This window comes from Xenococcus sp. PCC 7305, from assembly GCF_000332055.1.
GTDB lineage: Bacteria > Cyanobacteriota > Cyanobacteriia > Cyanobacteriales > Xenococcaceae > Xenococcus.
The window spans coordinates 1-19,013 of record NZ_ALVZ01000107.1; the positions used below are offsets into that span (position 1 = coordinate 1).

Sequence of the window (19,013 nt, forward strand, 5' to 3'; positions counted from 1 at the left end):
GGCGTTGCTGATTTAAAACATGAAAGAATTTTGGACTAATCTTCTTTGCTTCTTTCTTTGCGTCTTTGCGCCTTTGCGCGAAACGAATTCATATCTGGATTTAGCAACGCCAAAAAGGCCAATGCTTGTCGATTAGTTGAAATTGGATAAATCAAAAAAAGAGATCGCTCTGATTAAAGGCGATCTCTTACTTCTAAAATAATTATTGAAAAAGTTTTTATTTCTTCAGAGCGTAAGACATTTGAGCTGCATCAACTACGCGACCCATAAAAGTTATCGGAGAATTTGCAGGAGTTGAGAAAATACTATTATATTTTGGGGATTAGGAGCGATCGCGAGATATATTGGAATTAATCTATCAGGTTTAAAACTTATATCGAATTCCAAACTGAACTGAATTAGAGCCCCCCTCAACATCATTAATCAATCCCCAAACACCTGAGCGATGATGCCAGCGCATTGCTAAAGCACTAAAGCGATTAATATCAACAGCAAGCTCCAAAAGAACAAAATTCAACACTTGACTCGTATTAATATGCCTTCTTCTTTCGAGCTCTGGAATCTCCGAAGCATAGGAAAAACCATCTCCCACACCAAAGGAAAGCCGATCTTTAATTAGGTAAAATCGCAACAACAAAGCTGCAGTTATTTCCCAATGCTCCTGCTCGCCATAATGCTGGAAAAAACTAGTATCAAATTCAAATCTAAAACGACTGAAACGCTTGAGGGATCTATTATAATTAATGCCAATTTGCCCGGCATCTTCAAAATCGGGAATGGGAAATTTAAGTTCATCTTCTGTGGCTGTCCCGTTAAAAATTCCAATGGCGTTGTTTTTTTCATTAGCAATCGCAGGATCGCTAAAACCTAATGCGAAGCAGGCAAGACTAAGACCTATGATAATATTCTTCATTCTGTATGGCGGACAAAACTATATTGAGAGGATAGTAAGGCACAAACCGTTCAATAATATTCGTAGCTTTAGTGATTTGTAACCCTTAATCTCAATTTTCTTAATTTTTAAGCAGCATCCAGACGCTAGAGTAAAATAAAGTCTCTAGATATTCATCGATAGACCTATGGGTAAAAAGGCAAAACTCAGGAAAAAACGTCGCGAACAAACTGCTAATGGTTCTGCTGTGCAACCAACAAATTCTGATGACTTTATCGGACAAATTGAGAAAACAGGTTATCGCAAAGAAAATGTTATGCGATCGCCAGAAGTTCCCCGAGATGAGATAGAACCTATTGTTTAAATCGAAGGCAGCGGTGCGACCCCGCGCCTTTGTAAGCGGTCGGAACCCGCGGAATTTTCAATCCGCAAGGGAACGCCGACCGAGCTAGGGAACGCGCACCAAGAGAGAGGGCAGAGGGCAGAGGGCAGATGGTTGCTTTACTTCGAACTTTTGTCTTCCGAAGCGAAGCGACGTTAAGCTTGTTGGATGGCTTTGGTTTTGGGGGGGTTTTTGTATCCTTGGTTGAGGATAAACTCCCTTGATGCAATTAGTTTTTTTTCGGTATCTTCTAGCTGCTTTCTCAGCTTTTGGTTCTCTTCCAATAATCTGATATTTTCTGCTTTGAGCCGATCAACTAGCTGATCACTTTTTCCCATCTCCGAAACGCTATTTGTAAAAATTGTGATTTCTTGGCTCAATTCTTGTTTCTCTTGCTCCAATGTTTTAATGCGATCGCGAAGTTGGGTTGTCATCATTTGAGAAGATGAGCCAGAAGGCAATTTGGGTTGCACGGGAGAGAATTGTTGTTGTTCTCTTAAATCCTGAATCCGTTCTGCTAGTTCGGGATACTTATAAATATAACTAACTGAAACTCCTGCGGTTCTGGCAACAGAGCGAATAGTGATTTTTTGTTTTTGCCGAATTAAATCCTTAATCGCTTTTTCTGTTTTTGCTAAAGCTGCTTTTTTTTTCTTTTCAGCAGCCTTTGCAAGAGCTTTAATTCGCTTATTAGTCATATTTTTTTAAGGAATGATAATTGGCGCAATGAATAGCAATCTCCTACAATTGCAGTGTGCATTGATACTGAATAAATCAAACAAATAATGACGAATCTCAAACAGAAGGTTGATTTCGAAGCCTTAACCAAAGACGATGTAGAGCTTTTGGCTAGTCGCTTAGAACAAGACGATTACACCAATCCCTTTGAAGGGCTAGAAGATTGGCATCTCTTAAGAGCAATCTCCTTCCATCGCCAAGAGTTAGCCGAACCCTATGTCCATTTGCTAGATATTGAGACCTTTGATGAGGCGTGAGATTTAGCTTATAAAAAAATTATCGCCGGTATTTTTTCCTGACGAGAAGAGGTAAAGGTTGTCGGGAAGAACTCGGTGCCAGTCTGTATCTGGCTGGTCTTGTCATAGTGGCAGCTTGGAGTTTTCTTATTTGCATTCGACGAGCAACTATGCCCGATAGGACAACCAACAGTCCAATGGCAAACAGGCTTATCTGCCCACCAACACCACCAATCACAGCATCTGTAACACCCAAAATTACGATAAACCCAGAAATAGGCTCTCTACGGTAAGTTGACTTAAATAATCTGGTGAATAAAGGATTCATAATTGTTAATGCCCAACATCATAATTTTGTCACTATAGAGGCGGAATTATAAAATTATACCTACTGACTTAGCTTGATTTTAGCAACCAGACAATGGATTTAATGATAAATTTTCTGTATTCTCACAGATTTTGATGGGTTAAGCAATTTAGCAATCTCATTGTGATCAGTCCATCGAATCCGCTACAGTATATGGAGACCGACCACAACGTAGTTGTAATTTACTGCCAACCTAAGATGACATCTTCTTTCACTGCCGTTAGAGAACTTCCTTTATTTCCTCTACCCGAAGTAGTTTTATTTCCCACTCGACCCTTACCGCTACATATTTTTGAGTTTCGCTACAGAATTATGGTCAATACGATTCTCGAAAGCGATCGCCGTTTTGGGGTGTTGTCCATCGATCCCGCAACAGGCAAAATTGCCGAGTACGGTTGTTGTGCAGAAATAGTTCATTTTGAACGTCTTAAGGATGATCGGATGAAGATGTTAGCCCTTGGGCAACAAAGATTTCGCCTTTTAGAATATGTCAGAGAAAAGCCTTATCGGGTCGGCTTAGTGGAATGGATTGAAGACGAATCGACAGATGAAGATCTCAGACCAATGGCTAAAGAAGTGGAAACTTTATTGAAGGATGTCGTCCGTTTATCAGCCAAACTAACGAATCAGAAAATCGAACTCCCTGATGATCTTCCTAGCCTTCCTCGGGAGTTATCTTATTGGGTTGCCAGTAATCTTTATGGTGTGGCCGCAGAGCAACAAGAATTATTAGAAATGAAAAATACCTTGCGCAGACTGACCAGGGAACAAGAAATTTTAATGTCTACGAGAAATCATCTTGCGGCTCGAACAGCATTGAAAGATGTTTTAAATTAAGGTTTTAGGTTTTAGGTTTTAGGTTGATTCGGGAAGGCTGTAATCTTGAATAACCATAAATTTAACAATTATTTTTGGTAATAAGAGTAAATGTCGTTAACGATGTCCATTGGTACCAAGTGGGAAATTTCTCCACCAAACTGGGCTATCTCTTTGACCACACTACTGCTCAGAAAACTATATTCTTTGGCTGTTGCTAAAAAGATTGTTTCAATATCTTCCGATAAAGTTTTATTCGTATGAGCCATCTGCAACTCCTTTTCAAAGTCGGACAATACCCGTAAACCACGCAATAAGATTTTTGCGCCTTTGATTTTGGCATATTCCACTGTTAATCCAGCAAAACTGTCAACTTCCACATTAGGCAAATTAATAGTGCATTGCTTGATTTGCGCAATCCGTTTTTCGACAGTAAATAAAGGTTGTTTAGTAGGATTGGAAAGTACAGCAACAATCACACTGTCAAATAAATTACTTCCTCTAGTGATAATGTCGAGATGACCTAAGGTGATGGGGTCAAAACTTCCAGGGTAAATCGCGATCGTCGAGTTGTTCATTAATTGTTTGAGGAAGAAGTTATTACTATTACTTATTACTTATTACTTATTACTCATTACTTCCGCGCAGCGACACTAGCACGTCAAGTCAGGAGCCACATCATGAAATCTTCCATAATCTATTAGATATTCTCCATCTCTTGATTTATAAAGAATATCAACAAACCTCATTGACCATAAGATATCACGGATTTTATAAATATGGCGAGCGTGAATAGTTTGAGAAAAAGTTTCATCTAGACCTGTTAAAGTAACCAAGACTTCAGCATCAGATTTTATTAAAACATCAATATTTTCTCCATAAAAAGGGCTGGATTCATCTATTTGATGCATAACCAACCAACTAAGAGCAAAACTGGGAGATTCCGATCGCATCAACCGGAGATTGTAAAAACGTCTTAGCTCCATTCCCTCAGAACTAACCTCATTTTTTAATAAACTCATTTGGATGCGAGCTTCTATAATGCGATTATCTCTTTGATTAGCAACTCTGAGCATTAAAGTTGGAATTTTATTGAAAGAAGCAATAACAGCTACTTTACTAAATAAAACTCTAGCTTTGGGTTGAGCAAACCTGGCAAACATTAACCCTGTTGCCATAGCAACTAATAGCAACCCAACTAAAACCTCAAAAGTTACTAAAATTTGAGCATAAAGAGTTGCGGGATACATAGCACCATAGCCAATGGTAGAAAGACTCTGAACACTAAAAAAGAAAGCATCAATAAATGAGTCCGGTCTGGCATTAGCAATTCCACCATTTGTTGTTAAATAAGCAACTGCAAATCCAACATTAACAAAAAAATAAAATAGGCTTAATAATAATAAGAACTGCCACCAAGTAATAACTAGTAACCAATGATATAAGTCTCTAAAAGGATGAGCTAAGAAGTTGACTATTTTATGCTTAAAATATCGAATCCTGTTGAATTTCAAGGTATTTTTTGCCTATTTTCTCTTGACTATTGTAATAGTATTTTGCAGATTCATTAGTATACTCTCTATTCCCTATTCCCTATTCCCTATTCCCCAAAATATAACTTTCTAAAATTCTACTTGAGATAATCTTGTTTGCAACATTTGAGGAAAAATAGCATAATATTTTTGATTTAAAGGAGATGGATGGGGTAGAGGCAGTAAAGAAACTGATTTTTGATAGGTTTCTCCCTTATCATCTGTGGCAGTTAGATTAATATTGAGCATAATTTCAAAGCGATCACTTCTGCGAAAGAAAGTATCGAGTTCTCTGGGCTTACCATAGGGGGCATACCATTTAAAAGCTTCTGTCCCGAGAGTAATAATTTGATTTCCTTGCCAATGAAAAACTAATAAACGTTCAATATAAGGACGAAAACGCTGTTTAACCTTAACCGAATAAGCCTTATTGCCAGGTGGTTTGTAGGGGACAGTATTGGACAATAAAACGCGATCGCAAATTGACTGCAATTCCTGAGGAGAACTCGCCTTTTTTTGGTGCATCGCCTGATAAAAACCCTGTCGCACTAAAGTCCCTGCTGCACCGATTAATGGTTGTCGAGCTTTGACCTCATCCTTACCTAAATCCCGACCAAAAAAACACAAAGGACTCTGCAAATTACCTGCATATAATACGGGGTAAGTTGGATCAAGTTTGGAATATTTATATACAGGAACATCGATAGGAAACTCTTCCCGTTGAGCCTCTTGTTGAACCTGATTAATTAAGACTTCAATATCAAACATTAAATGGTTGCTAATTACTAGTCACTGCTCAAACTCGAGCGTTCCCTTGTCCCCATTCGAGGATAAACACCTTACGGCGGCGCGGGTTCGCTCTTCAATGTTTAATCATATATGTTCAATGATGAATATTCTACTGATTCGGTGGTAGTGGCGGATTGGGAAAACCAGGAAGAGTAGGTAAATTAGGGACTTGAGGCGTAACTGGTACATAATTTCCTAGTGGAATAGTAGCCAAAGCAACCCGTTCCCCTCCTAATTGTCTGAGAAGATCCAAGACTTCTACAACCTCTCTATAGGTGGTATTTCTAGATGCATATAACACCATTAGTCCATCAGGATTATTTTCTTTATATTCAACAATTTTTGCTGATAGAACATTTTTGGTTACTAACTCCTTCTCCACATACAACTGACCAATATTATCAATTGAAACTAATAACATCTCCTGAAGTTGGGGAGTACCAGTTCTCGCTTGAGGTAAATCAAGACTGATAGCCTGTTGACGAGAAAAATTAACTGCTGCTAGTAAAAAGAAAGTCAAAATACAAAAAATGACATCAATCAGAGGCAAAAGCTCAATTTTAACTTCACTATTTTGAGTCTCATCTTGCCACAATCGAAAACGACGAATTGGCGCAGCACTATATTTTTTATGAGATCTTTTTTTCTTAGCAGTCATGGAGTATGTTTCTTAAATTTAATGATTAGGGCTTCTTGGGAGTTTCGATTCAAAACCAAATTTATCCTCTGGATTGTCTGTAAAATCTTCCAAGATTTCTTCTTCAAACCATCTTTGACGATAGATCACTTCTAGTTGACTACCCATTTTACGGAATATTCTGACTCGTTTGGCCCACAAAGCCTGAAATAAACGATAAAAAGACAAGGTAATGATAGCGACCAATAATCCCACCGCAGTTGAAATTAAGGACTCGCCAATTCCACTACTAACTCCAGACGCTGAACTCCCTGCCAAATCACTAATAGTAATCGAGCCAAGAGCCTTAATTAACCCGAGAACCGTACCTAATAATCCTAAAAGAGGCGATAGAGCTACTATTACTTCCAGCACTTTTTCTCCCTTACGCATCTTGGCCAATTCTTCGTCTGCCGCCGCTTCTAAAGCTAAGTGAAAAACTTCCGGCTCAGGCTCATCAAGTTGTAGAGGAGAATAAACAAAATTGCCCAGAGGGTGTTTCCTGTATTCACGGGCAATTTTGGCCACCAAATCCCAATTGAGTTGAGCAGCTTCGCTCACGCGATCAATGATATTTTTCTCTTGCAGCAAGACCTGCGACCAAAACCATAGTCGTTCCAAAATAGTTGCAATAGAAAGCACAGAAAGAAATAACAGAGGCCAAATTGCCACTCCACCTTTAACAATAATTTCTTCTAAAGTCACAGTTCGATATATCCTCCAATAGCTACGGTGGATCTAGATATTTCTTCCATAACTTATCTCACCCTTTGTTAGAACAGCTTGCTTTCAAACAATCTAGTTATCAATTCTATCCCCTTTTTTCCCTGCTGCAACCTCACCGAAAAATTTATAGAAGCTAGCACAATCATACTTCAAAAAAAATAAGTTCTGGTTAATAGTTCTTACAAGATATAGTCTCTAAATAAGCAATAATACTTAGCTCATCTGCAAGGATAAAGGCTCGACTTTATCTAAAATCACTTAGGCAAAAATATAGAGAATTCCCCATTTTTCCAAATCTTTTTACTTGGTTTCCTATAAATTACGATTAGCAGTTACAGATACATAGCAAATTTCGCTTTAAAAGACAACAACTAACTTCACTAGGAGTAAGTGATTCTGGGAGTGGCACTTGTATTTTTACTTAAGTATTATCAATTAAGTCGGTAGGAAGTCGTGAGGGACTATTAAGTATAATTATTGGCTAAAAATTAAAACCTTTTATAAAGTAATCAAGGAGTTACCCTATGTATAACGTTGCCATTGCAAAACCCTTAATCGAAGAAGATCAAAATTTAAGTATTGATTCTCATGTCAAAACATTCAAACAAATTTTTCATCTTTCTTTGTCAGCTTTGAATATCGAAGAAACTCGTAATTTTTACGAATTGAATTTTGCATGTAAGACAAGAAGAATCACAAACAGTGGCAAAGGAATACATATCGACTTTTTTGGACATCAATTAACTTTTGTCGAAGTAACGCCCGAAAAGCATCAACAAGTATTAGAAACCAATGAACATGGTTCCCCATTAGTCCATTTTGGGACAGCTTTACCCTATTATCTCTGGTTTAATCTTAAAGAACGCCTAGAAAGAAATAATATTGAATTTTGCATTAACCCCCATTTGAAATTTGAAGGGGAACCGCACGAGCATTATGTGATGTTTGTCAAAGATCCTTCGGGTAATGCCATTGAGATTAAGAGTTTCACCCAAACAAACGATTGGCTTTAAATAAGTTGCGGTTTTCAAGCAATAGAGTGATTGGGAATTATTCTCTTGGGAGTAGTTCCCTCTCTTAATTTTGGGCATCATAATAGAAGGATAATCCGATTCTCCTAAATGATTGGTTCAAAATTGCGATTGTAAAGATAATGATAGAAGGGTCTAAGATCACTCTTGCAAAAATTACCAAATTTGACTTTACCAAGGGAAGACCTGTTCTCATTGTCGAATTTCCTGGGTTCAAAAAATCATTTAGCCTAAATAAAGAGGTATTCTCTATTGGCCGTCATCCTAATAATTCTTTAGTTCTTGAAGACAAGCAAGTTTCTCGTTGTCATGCAACCATCGCTTGGCTAAAGTATCAGGATCATCATAGCAATTGGCAACGCGACTATTGGATTATTGATGGGAAAGGCAAACAGCAAAGAAGTAGTAATGGGATTTTTATTAACGAAACAAAAAAATCTCATCATCGACTACGGAATGGAGACATTATCACCATAGGCCATAATGTTGCAATAACATACCGATTTGTCGCCTACAATACTCAGAATAATAATATGCTCAAGACTGTTTACTACTTGTAATGTAGGTCTGGTGTGGAATATTGTGATCGAAACTAAAACAGTAAGATTCCTGCTATTTACGATCGCGATACAGATATTACTGTGTTTGAATCAGGAGCGATTCTAATTTATCTTGCCGAAAAAACTGGTAAACTACTGCCCCACGAGGCAGGCGATCGCGCCCGTGTTATCGAATGGTTAATGTTTCAAATGGCTAGTGTCGGGCCAATGTTTGGTCAGTTGGGGCATTTTCGGAATGCAGCCCCTGAGAAAGTACCCTATGCGATCTCTCGATACGAAAAAGAAGCTCAACGTCTTTTGGGAGTTCTTGAGCATCAGTTGACAGATAAAACTTATATTGCGATCACATATTCTATTGCTGATATTGCCACCTATCCTTGGGTTGCCGTGACAACTAGTTCCTATATGGGTCAATCCTTAGCGCAATTTCCTAATGTACAACGCTGGATTGCAACTATGGAATCTCGTCCTGCGGTGCAAACTGGCATGGCTATTTTAACTCCTAAATATAATAGTGACTATGGAGTTCTTGCTTAATTCACTTCAAATATTAGATAGATTCTTGACTTAGATCTGGTTTTTTAGAAGCCTTGCCTGCAAGTTCCCAAATGGACATGGGCACAACTATAGGCCAGAACAAAGGTGCAATCAACAAAACTAGCCATGAATCCACATGGTTTTTGGGAGTAGAATCATCATTCATAAATAATCCTAACCAATAAACAAATACTGTACTAGCTATAGTTAAATACCACATAAAAATAATCTCTAAGTTATTGTGTTTTTGCTCTTCGGTTATAACAATATCGTGATTAACCACAAGATTTAAACCGCAATCTCCTCAGAGTTTTTATGAAATTATGATGAATTCACTACTTGTTTTTTTGTTGCACCTTTATATTTCAAAAAGATTAAAGCTATTGGTCCTAGTTTACGATTACAAAAACAAACGAAGGCAGAAGTAGATTTAAGCCCTCTGCCCTCTCTCTTGGTGAGCGTTCCCTTGCGCCTGACGGCGGCGCGGGGTCTCACCGCTGCCCTCTGCCCTCTGCCTTCAAGGGCGAAGCCCGACAATTTAAGCCAAAGCAGCAATGGAAACCTTAGCGGCAACCTGCTCAGCAATTTTGACCAAGGCTTTAGCTGAAGCTGATTCTGGTTCCGCAATGACAATAGGAACACCTTGATCTCCACCTTCTCGCAAAGCAATTTCTAGGGGAACACAACCAAGTAACGCGACATTCAACTCCTGAGCTGTTCTTTCTCCACCACCGGAGCCGAAAATATCGTAGCTTTTGTCCGGCATATCAGGGGGAATGAAATAACTCATATTTTCGACAATTCCTAACAAATTAATCCCTAAATTTTGGAACATTTTTAGACCTCGGCGGGAATCAAGTAAGGATACAGTTTGTGGGGTTGTCACAATAACGGCTCCCGCCATGGGTACTGCTTGGGCAAGAGTTAACTGAGCATCTCCCGTGCCAGGGGGCATATCGACCACTAGATAATCCAGTTCCCCCCAATCCACTTGATAAAGAAACTGACGAATAACCCCGTTGAGCATGGGGCCACGCCAAATTACAGGTTGGTCGGGGTCAATCAGAAATGCCATCGAGACCAACTTGACTCCATAGTTAAAGGCAGGTTCCAAAATTTCGCCCTGTTCACCTTGTTTTACCATCACCTTGGCCGAGGCCAAGCCCAGCATATTAGGGGCATTAGGTCCATAAATATCAGCATCTAGCAATCCTACTTTTGAGCCTTTTTGAGCTAAGGCCACAGCAATATTGACTGCTACAGAACTTTTGCCGACACCACCCTTGCCACTGGAAATTGCAATGATATTCTTGACTCCTGGAACAGATTGGCGATCGGGCAGGGATTTTTGTTGGGGAGTCTCCGCAGTCACTTCGACCTCAACCGATTCCACCCCTGGTAGTGTTTTGACTGCATTTTGGCAATCTTCAACAATGAATTCCTTGAGAGGACAAGCCGGAGTAGTCAGTACGAGAGTTAAACTCACTTTAGAACCTTCTACTGCCACATTACGAATCATATTGAGTTCTACTAAACTCTTTTGAAGTTCGGGATCTTGTACTGGACGTAATACTTCTAGTACTGATTTAGTATCGGGCATTTTGTCTGAACTACTCCTGAAAATTTATTTAAAAACCTATTCTTCCTCACCTATAACTATATCAGTAACGCCTACACGACCTAGCAGTTTTATGATCTAGTAGAGACTGCCGTGAGGTTTTAAGTTAAAAATCTATCCTGAGCTTTATGAACCCCAATCCCTTTTTAAATCTTGAGTACGAACCAGAGTTGGAACATCATTTAGGCGAAGACTATTACGATATAGTGGCCGCAGCTGAATTCCCGATACATATTTTACGATTCCGCAATGATCGCCTATTACCAATTCTCAATTTAGATTCCCAGCAAGTTACTAATGAGGACTTTATTGAAGCTTTCGGTGAATTTGAGGGCAAACGACCTTTCCTGGCATTGCGATATCACGGCTATCAATTTGGGCAATATAATCCCTTCTTAGGCGATGGTAGGGGTTTTATTTACGGACAAGTTAGGGGCAATGATCAGAATCTATATGACTTTGGCACCAAAGGTTCAGGGCGAACTCCCTATTCTCGAACAGCAGATGGCAGATTAACTCTCAAAGGAGGAGTTAGAGAAATCTTGGCAGCAGAAGCGCTACACCAGTTGGGAGTGCGAACTTCTAGTTGTCTGAGCATGATCGAAACAGGAGAATCTTTGTGGCGTGGAGATGAACCCTCACCGACTCGTTCTTCAGTGATGGTAAGGTTCAGCCGTTCTCATATTCGCTTCGGAACCTTTGAAAGATTACATTACTTGAAACGTCCTGATTTAATTCAAAAACTTTTAGATCGAGTAATTGCTGTTTATTATCCTTATCTTGCTACTTCAGCGGAAAAATATGCTTTGTTTTATGCAGAATTGGTCACCCGAGTTGCTGAATTAGTTGCCCAATGGATGGCGGCAGGATTTTGTCATGGGGTTTTGAATACAGATAATATGTCGATTACAGGGGAAAGTTTTGATTATGGCCCCTATGCTTTTATTGATACCTATAATCCTCGATTTACCGCAGCTTATTTTGATTATGGCGGACGCTATAGCTACGGAAACCAATCTTTTATCTGCAAACTAAATTTGGAGATGTTGCAGTTACCTTTGGCAATGGTCATGTCTAGTGAGGATCTAGAAGCAGGATTGGCACAATTTGATGATTGTTATAATGCCAATTACGAAAAACTAATGGCTCAAAAATTGGGTTTTCCTGATGTCTTTACTCCTCATGTTGCTGAATTACTAACTGAAACTATTAAGTTACTTCGTAACAGTGATTTGGGCTATCATAATTTTTTCGCAGAACTTGCTCAGGGTTTTAATGATGGTTGGCGAGATGAGCAGAATTTGATTTTGGAGAATGCTTCTTTTGTCTCAGAAATAAGCGATCGCTGGAAAAATTTATATCATGTTTGTTTGAATAAGTTGCCACCCTTGGCAATGTCAGAGATTCGCGATCGCCTGGCTGCAAAAAATCCCCAAACCGCTCTACTTCGTCCTGTGATTGAGTCTATTTGGCAACCCATTATCGAAGAAGATAATTGGCAACCTTTTTATGAATTATTAGAAAAAATTCAAACTAAAAGTTAGGGGAAGGCAGAAGGCAGGGTATATTATCTATTCCCGATTCCCGATTCCCGATTACTCTTTGCAGGAACCTACGAGTCAAAAAATTAAGACATAAAAATAAAAAGCTTATGACATTACCCAACGGACCAAAAACGACTGGGAAACTGGCCTTTTTGCGGCGATTCAAGCTAATTTTTCGCCCTTTAGAGTATTTGGATGATTATGCTCAAACCTACGGCGATATTATCAAAATCGGTGGAGAAAAATCGGCACCATTTGTCTATCTCAGTAATCCTGAGGGGATTAGGCAGATTTTGGCAACAGATCCCGAACTTTTTGTGGTGGGAAAAGGCAATAGAATTTTACGGTTTTTAGTTGGGGACAACTCGCTATTGCTAATGGATGGTCATGCTCATCAACGACAGCGACAACTGGTGATGCCAACCTTTCATAGCGATCGCCTGAAAGACTATAGCCAGCTAATCTGGAATATTACGCAACAATCAACAGCACAATGGCCAATAGGCAAGCCTTTTGCCATCCGCCCGACAATGCAAGAGATTACTTTGCAGGTAATTCTGCAAGTGGTATTTGGCGTCTACCAAGAAGAGCGATCGCAGCGGTTAAGACAATTAATAACAGCACTACTCGATTCTTTTGATACCCCTATTAGCTCCAGTATGATCTTTTTCTCTTTTCTGCAAAAGGATTGGGGAGCTTGGAGTCCTTGGGGACGTTTTCTGCGGCTCAAACAGCAGATTAAAGAATTAATCTATGAAGAGATTCGCGAACGACGAAGCAAAATGCAGGATCTGGGAGCTTTTAATTCAAACTATACAGATATTCTAAGTTTATTGCTATCGGCCAAAGATGAAGCAGGGCAGACAATGACGGATGAAGAGTTGCATGATAATTTGATGAGCTTACTCATTGCAGGTCATGAAACCACAGCCTCGGCTTTAGTTTGGGCATTCTACTGGGTAAATCGCGACCCAGAAGTTCGAGATAACTTGCGACAAGAACTAGATAGCTTAGGGGAAAATCCCACGCCGCTAGAAATTGCCAAACTGAGCTATCTCAATGCTGTTTGTGCTGAAACACTGCGGATTTACCCCATTGTCCCCAGTGCCTTTATCCGAGTTGCCAAATCACCACTAGAAATAATGGGCTATCAATTCCCCGCAGGCTCAGCATTTGCCCTTTCGATTTATCTATTACATCAGCGAGAAGATTTATATCCGTCAGCCAAGCAGTTTAAACCAGAGCGCTTTTTAGCAAAAAAATACCCTGCCCATGAATATCTACCCTTTGGCGGCAGTAATCGCCGCTGCATCGGCTCAGCCTTAGCACTCTTAGAAATGAAACTGGTGTTGGCAAATATTATTTCTCGTTTCGATTTAAAGTTGCAGCACAACCGTCCAGTGAAGCCTGTACGTCGCGGTTTAACTTTTGCTCCACCAGGCAATTTGAAGATGATTGCTAAGCCTCGCTCTTGTCTTAATTAATGTACTTGGAATACCCATAGGCAAATCTGGTCTTAGTTGGCCCTTTAGGATCAAACCATTTTTTGAGTTTGGGAGCTTGTTGTAATAACTGAAAAACTTCGAAGGCTTTTAATGCCGCTACACTGCTGAATTTTTCGGTTTTAGATTCGTCTTTGTATTTGAAACTAAACTCGGCGACCACTGGTTTTTTATTTGGTTTGCCATCGTACCAGACAATCAAAGCACATTCACACTGCAACTTGGTCTCGTTATCAATTTGGAAACTGGGCCCTTCCAGCACTATTTGGTAAGCCGTGAAGCCATTAACCACTGCAATTTTTTGGTCGCCATCGTAAGCATCCCCTAGTCGCAGAGGTAAATCGGGGAATAAACGACCTGGGTCATTGAGTTTATTTAATTTCTTATCACCCTTAATTCTGAGTTTATTAGAAAAACTGTATAAGCTAACAAAAACTGGGGGCTTGATATCTTCCTCAAATTTTTGTTTGTTGGTTTTGCCATCTTGATCTTTCATCTCACGGGCTTGGGATACATAGCGATCGCGATGGCGGAATTTTAGAGTTACTTCTCGCTTTTTGCCGTTGGCATCACTTCTTTCTCGAAAGACATAGGAATTACTATTAAGAAGTTGATCTTTCGTGTCGTAGAATCTGACTAGTCTAACTTCCGGCTCTGCAAATTCATCATTGGTAATGGTCACGATACCAGCGATCGCCTCACTAAAAATACGCCAATATTTCTGCACTTGTTGCAACAGTTCCTTCTCATCACCTTGAAACTTCTTTGCTTTGAGCATTAGTTTGTATTCACGGGAAGTCACTTTTTGATTTTTCATCTCATCTTCTCCTAAGATTTTTTTAACGAGATTGCTTCAAGCGCCACAGTTCGAGACCGTCCCCATCAGTTACAGTAAAGATGACAAGCACTGGGAACTGAATAACGTATATCTCTTAACCGCGAGATATCTGTTTGATAACCATCTGTTAACCAATATTTATGATTTTATCTACATACTGATCATGCGAAGCAAGATAGTTTTCATAAGTTTACAATTTTGCAGGTTTGTTCTACTGAAAATTTGACGACTGTCCTTTGAATAAAAAACACATGTTAAAACCGATTGAAACAATTAAAGTACTGCTGACCAGCTCCAAAATTCAATCTCTGAGGGCGGGAGAAATCATTTTCCCTCAAGGCAGTACCGGATACGTCATGTATGGAATTATTGAGGGCGAAGTTGAAATGTTGCTTGATGAGAAAGTTATCGAGACCATTCAACAAGGAGATGTCTTTGGCCAGGGAGCATTACTCCATTCGGATCACCTGAGAACCTCAACCGCTAGGGCTAAAATAGACTGTAAAATTGCCGTTATAGATCAAGAACATTTTCTCTTTGCTGTTCAAGAAACTCCTCTGTTTGCCCTAGAAGTTATGAGGAGTTATTCGGATCGTTTCCGTCGCTTGAAACTTTCACTATAGCTAACAAAAAAATGAAAATTTTAGTGATGAATGCAGGCTCAAGTAGCCAAAAAAGCTGTCTTTATGAACTCACAGAAGATATTTTGCCCACAGAGCCGCCAGAACCCCTTTGGGAAGCTCATATCGATTGGACTATTGAGGTCGGTTTTGCCGTGGGGAAAATCAAAGCGAATGGAGTCAAGCTAGAAACTAAGTTGGAAACTAGCGATCGCGGATTTGTATTATCTAAAATGCTAGAGACTTTGACCAATGGTGCAACCAAGGTCATCGAAAAGTTATCAGAAATTGATATCGTGGGCCATCGCGTGGTCCATGGAGGGACAGAATATTCTCAGGCCACAAGAATTACTTCTCAAGTAAAAGATGAGATCGCTCGCTTTAGCTCCCTAGCACCAGCCCATAATCCTGCCAATCTCGGGGGCATTGAGGCAATTGAAAATATCTTGGGAGATATTCCCCAGTTAGCAGTTTTTGACACAGCTTTTCACAGCCAAATACCTTCGCCAGCTGCTGTTTATCCTATTCCCTATCAATGGCTAGATAAGGGGGTTCGTCGTTACGGTTTTCATGGTATCTCACATCAATATTGCAGCCACCGAGTTGCTCAACTACTGGATAAACCATTAGACTCCCTAAGAATAATTACCTGCCATTTGGGTAATGGTTGTTCTCTAGCAGCGGTTAAAAACGGTCGAAGCATCGATACCACGATGGGATTTACACCTCTAGAAGGCTTGATGATGGGTAGTCGCAGTGGCTCGATCGATCCAGGAATTTTAATCTATCTAATGCGGGAATATGATTTCAACGCCGATCAGTTGGACAAAATGCTGAATAAAGAATCAGGGTTAAAAGGTGTTTCCGGATTGTCTGCTGATATGCGAACAATTCTCGCAGCCTTGGATAGTAATAAGCAAGCAAAGCTAGCTTTTGAGAGCTATATTCATCAATTGCGATCGCTTATAGGGTCAATGCTGGCAAGTTTGGGTGGGCTAGATGTCTTGGCTTTCACCGCAGGAGTGGGCGAAAATGCTAGCCTGCTTAGGGAAAAAGCCTGTGAAGGCTGGGATTTTTTGGGACTACAACTTGATATCGAGAAAAATAACTCATCTCCCCAAGATGTAGATATTGCCGCTGCTGATTCGGCAGTAAGAATCTTTGTTATTCAGGCACAAGAAGACTGGGCGATCGCCAAAGAATGCTGGAAGTATTTCAGTGAACAGTGAACAGTGAACAGTGAACAGTTATCAGTTTTTCCGGAGATTGAAGGCAAATTGCTACTTCTGCCCTCTCTCTTGGTGAGCGTTCCCTTGCGCCTGACGGCGGCGCGGGGTCTCACCGCTGCCCTCTGCCCTCTGCCTTCGAATCACTCCTTAGTCACCCGATATACCTCAGTTAAATATTGATTGACTGCCTCGGCATCATCATTCGGTAAGGGCATTTTCCCTAAGATGTCGAGGATGGGTTTGTTGTCGAGGGGCGGTACGATAACAACTAAAGAAGAATCTAATGCTTCGTCATATCTCCAAAAATCTTGCCAAGACTCGCCTTTTTCTGGTTCTGCATTGGACTCAATATTATCTTGAGCATCTTTCGTGACTGCAAGCTCTTCTGATATTACTTCTTCATTATTTTGGCCACGAAGTTGGCGTAAACTAGCTAAAATTTGATCTTTGCTTCGTCCTCTGAGCTGAAAAATCAAAAAAGGATCTTCACTAAAGCGATCACCTAACTGATAATAAACTGCGGCAATATGTTTGCAAGGATTGGCTTTATCAGGACAAGAACAACGAGAACGCACATCAGACAGCGTATAGGGAAATAAACTCAAGCCGTTGCTGGTAAAAACTGCTTCAATATCACTCGGCATTTCTCCTGCTAGCAGTTGAGCAGAAAAGATTGCCTTCTCCGACAGACTATTAATTACACAATCCCAATCTTCGTCATTAAAAGGCGGTTGCGACATTCGCTTCAAGGTTTGCTCGCGGTCTTCATCAGCTAAAGGTTCCAGCGATAGCGACACTTTATAGGGTTCGGCCTCACTACCCTGGATATCGGCCAAGATCAAAGTATCGATAAATTTAATACTTAGAACATTACCTTCTCTGGCGTAATTGCGTCCTCTTTCTAAGCGTTTTTTGAAGCGATAAGAATCCAACAATTCCAGCCATCTTTCTACCCACCATTGACGAGTTTCAATTTGATTAAAAGCCATATCTTGCGTCTCCAGGATCAAAGAAATTTTCGGTTTTTTTGTCAGACTATATCTAGAGAAGTTTACAATGGTAAATCGTAACTATAAAAAAAGCAAAATAACATTTATTATTATGTCAGCATTGGCGGCGATCGCGGTATTAGCAATATTAATTGTAGTTCATGAGTTGGGACATTTTGCCGCAGCTCGTCTGCAAGGAATTCGGGCAAATAAGTTCTCCATTGGTTTTGGGCCAACCTTATTAAAGTATCAAGGATCAGAGACTGAATATGCGCTACGGGCATTTTTGCTCGGGGGCTATGTGGGCTTCCCTGATGACGATCCCGATAGTGATATTCCCGCAGATGATCCCAACTTATTGCGTAATCGTCCCATCCTAGACCGCGCGATCGTAATCAGTGCTGGTGTAATTGCCAATTTGATTTTTGCCTACTTTCTTCTTGTTGGGCAATCAGCAACTATTGGGTTTCAACAAGTAAACTATTTCGATGGGGTCTCTGTTCCAGAAATTGTCCAAGATAGTAATTCCCCAGCTCAACAAGCAGGAATCTTGCCAGGAGATGTCATCCTCAAAGTGGACAATCAAGAATTAGGGGCGTCTCCCTCATCCCTAACCTTGCTGCAAGACTTGATACAGGAAGCTCCCAATCGCAGGTTGGAATTAACTATTGAAAGAGATGAGTCGATTATTTCTTTGATGGTAACTCCTCAAGCTAATTCTCAGGGTCAAGGTCAAATTGGGGTGATGCTAGCGCCCCATGGAGAGGTCATTCGCCATCGGAGCTCGAATATTATCGAAGCTTTTGTTGCCGGGGCCACTGAGTATCAAAGAATCGCGCAACTAACAGTTAAAGGTTTTTGGCAGTTGATCAGTAATTTCCAAGAAAATGCTAATCAAGTAGCCGGGCCAGTCGCGATCGTGGCTGTGGGGGCAAAGTTGGCTAGCAGTGATTTGAGTAATTTGTTTCAGTTTGGTGCTTTGATTAGTATTAACCTAGCAGTGATTAATATTTTGCCTTTACCTGCATTAGATGGTGGACAATTGGCTTTCTTGGCGATCGAAGGGGTGTTTGGCAAACCTTTGCCCAGCAAAGTCCAAGATAGTATTATGCAAACTGGATTGGTTTTACTTTTAGGGTTGGGAATTTTCCTAATTGTTCGAGATACGATGAATCTGACTTTCTTTCAGGAACTTCTGCAATAATCAAAAACTAGGCGATAAATTCAAACGACTAAGTCCAGACTTTTCTTTTGCCAAAGCTATTCCTGTTTTTGTAGACTAGCTTAAAACGAAGGCAGAAGAATGAAGGCAGAAGGCAGAAGGTAACTGGCATAGTGGGAGAATTAGACTCACCACTATGCCCTGTTCCACTTAAAGAAGTGGAGGAATT

General features: G+C 40.2%; 22 protein-coding genes and 1 pseudogene. 11 read left to right on the top strand and 12 right to left on the bottom strand.

From position 1 onward, the window contains the following. Positions 1 to 364: 364 nt before the first annotated feature. Entirely contained in the window at positions 365 to 913 is a 549-nt protein-coding gene (locus XEN7305_RS04745; RefSeq protein WP_006508214.1) for a hypothetical protein, read from the bottom strand. Positions 914 to 1,079: 166 nt separating this feature from the next. Here XEN7305_RS04745 and XEN7305_RS28905 point away from each other — a divergent pair, with 166 nt between their 5' ends. Further along, entirely contained in the window at positions 1,080 to 1,256 is a 177-nt protein-coding gene (locus tag XEN7305_RS28905) for a hypothetical protein (RefSeq protein WP_006508215.1), read from the top strand. A gap of 173 nt (positions 1,257 to 1,429) precedes the next feature. On the opposite strand, the gene XEN7305_RS26400 is transcribed toward XEN7305_RS28905, so the two are convergent. Beyond that, on the bottom strand, positions 1,430 to 1,972 hold the full coding sequence (locus XEN7305_RS26400; protein WP_006508216.1) for a DUF6262 family protein: 543 nt from the start codon (positions 1,970 to 1,972) through the stop codon (positions 1,430 to 1,432). Positions 1,973 to 2,059: 87 nt separating this feature from the next. Here XEN7305_RS26400 and XEN7305_RS04755 point away from each other — a divergent pair, with 87 nt between their 5' ends. Then, positions 2,060 to 2,269 carry a DUF2555 domain-containing protein gene (locus XEN7305_RS04755; protein ID WP_006508217.1) on the top strand — a complete coding sequence of 70 codons (210 nt, stop codon included), beginning with the start codon at positions 2,060 to 2,062 and terminating at the stop codon, positions 2,267 to 2,269. Between the two features lie 19 nt (positions 2,270 to 2,288). Here the strand turns inward: XEN7305_RS04755 and XEN7305_RS04760 are convergent, their stop codons facing one another. After that, positions 2,289 to 2,576 carry a hypothetical protein gene (locus tag XEN7305_RS04760; RefSeq protein WP_006508218.1) on the bottom strand — a complete coding sequence of 96 codons (288 nt, stop codon included), beginning with the start codon at positions 2,574 to 2,576 and terminating at the stop codon, positions 2,289 to 2,291. A 237-nt stretch (positions 2,577 to 2,813) separates the two neighbouring features. On the opposite strand from XEN7305_RS04760, the gene XEN7305_RS04765 reads away from it, so the two are divergent. Next, the gene (locus XEN7305_RS04765) at positions 2,814 to 3,452 is read left to right on the top strand and encodes an LON peptidase substrate-binding domain-containing protein (RefSeq protein ID WP_006508219.1); all 639 of its coding nucleotides are present in this window, start codon (positions 2,814 to 2,816) and stop codon (positions 3,450 to 3,452) included. Positions 3,453 to 3,520: 68 nt separating this feature from the next. On the opposite strand, the gene coaD is transcribed toward XEN7305_RS04765, so the two are convergent. The 5 genes from coaD to XEN7305_RS04790 all read right to left on the bottom strand — a co-directional run bounded on the left by coaD (position 3,521) and on the right by XEN7305_RS04790 (position 7,133). Next, entirely contained in the window at positions 3,521 to 4,009 is a 489-nt protein-coding gene (gene coaD, locus XEN7305_RS04770; protein ID WP_006508220.1) for a pantetheine-phosphate adenylyltransferase, read from the bottom strand. Between the two features lie 75 nt (positions 4,010 to 4,084). Continuing rightward, entirely contained in the window at positions 4,085 to 4,945 is an 861-nt protein-coding gene (locus XEN7305_RS04775) for an ion channel (protein WP_006508221.1), read from the bottom strand. Between the two features lie 108 nt (positions 4,946 to 5,053). Further along, the gene (locus tag XEN7305_RS04780) at positions 5,054 to 5,731 is read right to left on the bottom strand and encodes a uracil-DNA glycosylase family protein (RefSeq protein ID WP_006508222.1); all 678 of its coding nucleotides are present in this window, start codon (positions 5,729 to 5,731) and stop codon (positions 5,054 to 5,056) included. Between the two features lie 130 nt (positions 5,732 to 5,861). Continuing rightward, positions 5,862 to 6,410: a biopolymer transporter ExbD gene (locus XEN7305_RS04785; protein WP_006508223.1), complete on the bottom strand. Its 549-nt coding sequence runs from the start codon at positions 6,408 to 6,410 to the stop codon at positions 5,862 to 5,864. Positions 6,411 to 6,428: 18 nt separating this feature from the next. After that, the gene (locus XEN7305_RS04790) at positions 6,429 to 7,133 is read right to left on the bottom strand and encodes a MotA/TolQ/ExbB proton channel family protein (RefSeq protein WP_006508224.1); all 705 of its coding nucleotides are present in this window, start codon (positions 7,131 to 7,133) and stop codon (positions 6,429 to 6,431) included. A gap of 545 nt (positions 7,134 to 7,678) precedes the next feature. Here XEN7305_RS04790 and XEN7305_RS04795 point away from each other — a divergent pair. The 3 genes and pseudogenes from XEN7305_RS04795 to XEN7305_RS04805 form a co-directional block, all read left to right on the top strand. Next, a complete protein-coding gene (locus XEN7305_RS04795; protein ID WP_006508225.1) occupies positions 7,679 to 8,167 on the top strand; it encodes a hypothetical protein in 489 nt (162 codons plus the stop codon). A 140-nt stretch (positions 8,168 to 8,307) separates the two neighbouring features. Next, positions 8,308 to 8,745, top strand: a complete 438-nt coding sequence (locus XEN7305_RS04800) for an FHA domain-containing protein (protein WP_006508226.1) — start codon at positions 8,308 to 8,310, stop codon at positions 8,743 to 8,745. A gap of 36 nt (positions 8,746 to 8,781) precedes the next feature. Further along, positions 8,782 to 9,282 (top strand): annotated as a pseudogene (locus XEN7305_RS04805) (glutathione binding-like protein); the annotation flags it as partial. A gap of 13 nt (positions 9,283 to 9,295) precedes the next feature. Here the strand turns inward: XEN7305_RS04805 and XEN7305_RS04810 are convergent. Both XEN7305_RS04810 and XEN7305_RS04815 read right to left on the bottom strand, forming a co-directional pair. Further along, positions 9,296 to 9,565, bottom strand: a complete 270-nt coding sequence (locus XEN7305_RS04810; protein WP_006508228.1) for a hypothetical protein — start codon at positions 9,563 to 9,565, stop codon at positions 9,296 to 9,298. 255 nt (positions 9,566 to 9,820) lie between these two features. After that, positions 9,821 to 10,882: an Mrp/NBP35 family ATP-binding protein gene (locus XEN7305_RS04815; protein ID WP_006508229.1), complete on the bottom strand. Its 1,062-nt coding sequence runs from the start codon at positions 10,880 to 10,882 to the stop codon at positions 9,821 to 9,823. Between the two features lie 146 nt (positions 10,883 to 11,028). Between XEN7305_RS04815 and XEN7305_RS04820 the strand changes: the two genes are divergently transcribed. Together XEN7305_RS04820 and XEN7305_RS04825 are read left to right on the top strand one after the other, a co-directional pair. After that, a complete protein-coding gene (locus XEN7305_RS04820; protein ID WP_006508230.1) occupies positions 11,029 to 12,444 on the top strand; it encodes a YdiU family protein in 1,416 nt (471 codons plus the stop codon). A 107-nt stretch (positions 12,445 to 12,551) separates the two neighbouring features. After that, complete coding sequence (locus XEN7305_RS04825; RefSeq protein WP_006508231.1) at positions 12,552 to 13,928, top strand: cytochrome P450; 1,377 nt, start codon at positions 12,552 to 12,554, stop codon at positions 13,926 to 13,928. On the opposite strand, the gene XEN7305_RS04830 is transcribed toward XEN7305_RS04825, so the two are convergent. Further along, on the bottom strand, positions 13,921 to 14,763 hold the full coding sequence (locus tag XEN7305_RS04830; RefSeq protein ID WP_006508232.1) for a hypothetical protein: 843 nt from the start codon (positions 14,761 to 14,763) through the stop codon (positions 13,921 to 13,923). The genes XEN7305_RS04825 and XEN7305_RS04830 overlap by 8 nt on opposite strands. Positions 14,764 to 15,035: 272 nt before the next feature. On the opposite strand from XEN7305_RS04830, the gene XEN7305_RS04835 reads away from it, so the two are divergent. Both XEN7305_RS04835 and XEN7305_RS04840 read left to right on the top strand, forming a co-directional pair. Further along, positions 15,036 to 15,407, top strand: a complete 372-nt coding sequence (locus tag XEN7305_RS04835) for a cyclic nucleotide-binding domain-containing protein (protein WP_006508233.1) — start codon at positions 15,036 to 15,038, stop codon at positions 15,405 to 15,407. Positions 15,408 to 15,418: 11 nt separating this feature from the next. After that, the gene (locus XEN7305_RS04840) at positions 15,419 to 16,633 is read left to right on the top strand and encodes an acetate kinase (RefSeq protein ID WP_006508234.1); all 1,215 of its coding nucleotides are present in this window, start codon (positions 15,419 to 15,421) and stop codon (positions 16,631 to 16,633) included. Between the two features lie 140 nt (positions 16,634 to 16,773). Here the strand turns inward: XEN7305_RS04840 and XEN7305_RS04845 are convergent, their stop codons facing one another. Further along, complete coding sequence (locus XEN7305_RS04845; RefSeq protein WP_006508235.1) at positions 16,774 to 17,622, bottom strand: SWIM zinc finger family protein; 849 nt, start codon at positions 17,620 to 17,622, stop codon at positions 16,774 to 16,776. Between the two features lie 112 nt (positions 17,623 to 17,734). Here XEN7305_RS04845 and rseP point away from each other — a divergent pair, with 112 nt between their 5' ends. Beyond that, positions 17,735 to 18,826: an RIP metalloprotease RseP gene (rseP, locus tag XEN7305_RS04850; RefSeq protein WP_040896776.1), complete on the top strand. Its 1,092-nt coding sequence runs from the start codon at positions 17,735 to 17,737 to the stop codon at positions 18,824 to 18,826. The last annotated feature ends 187 nt before the right edge of the window (positions 18,827 to 19,013 follow it).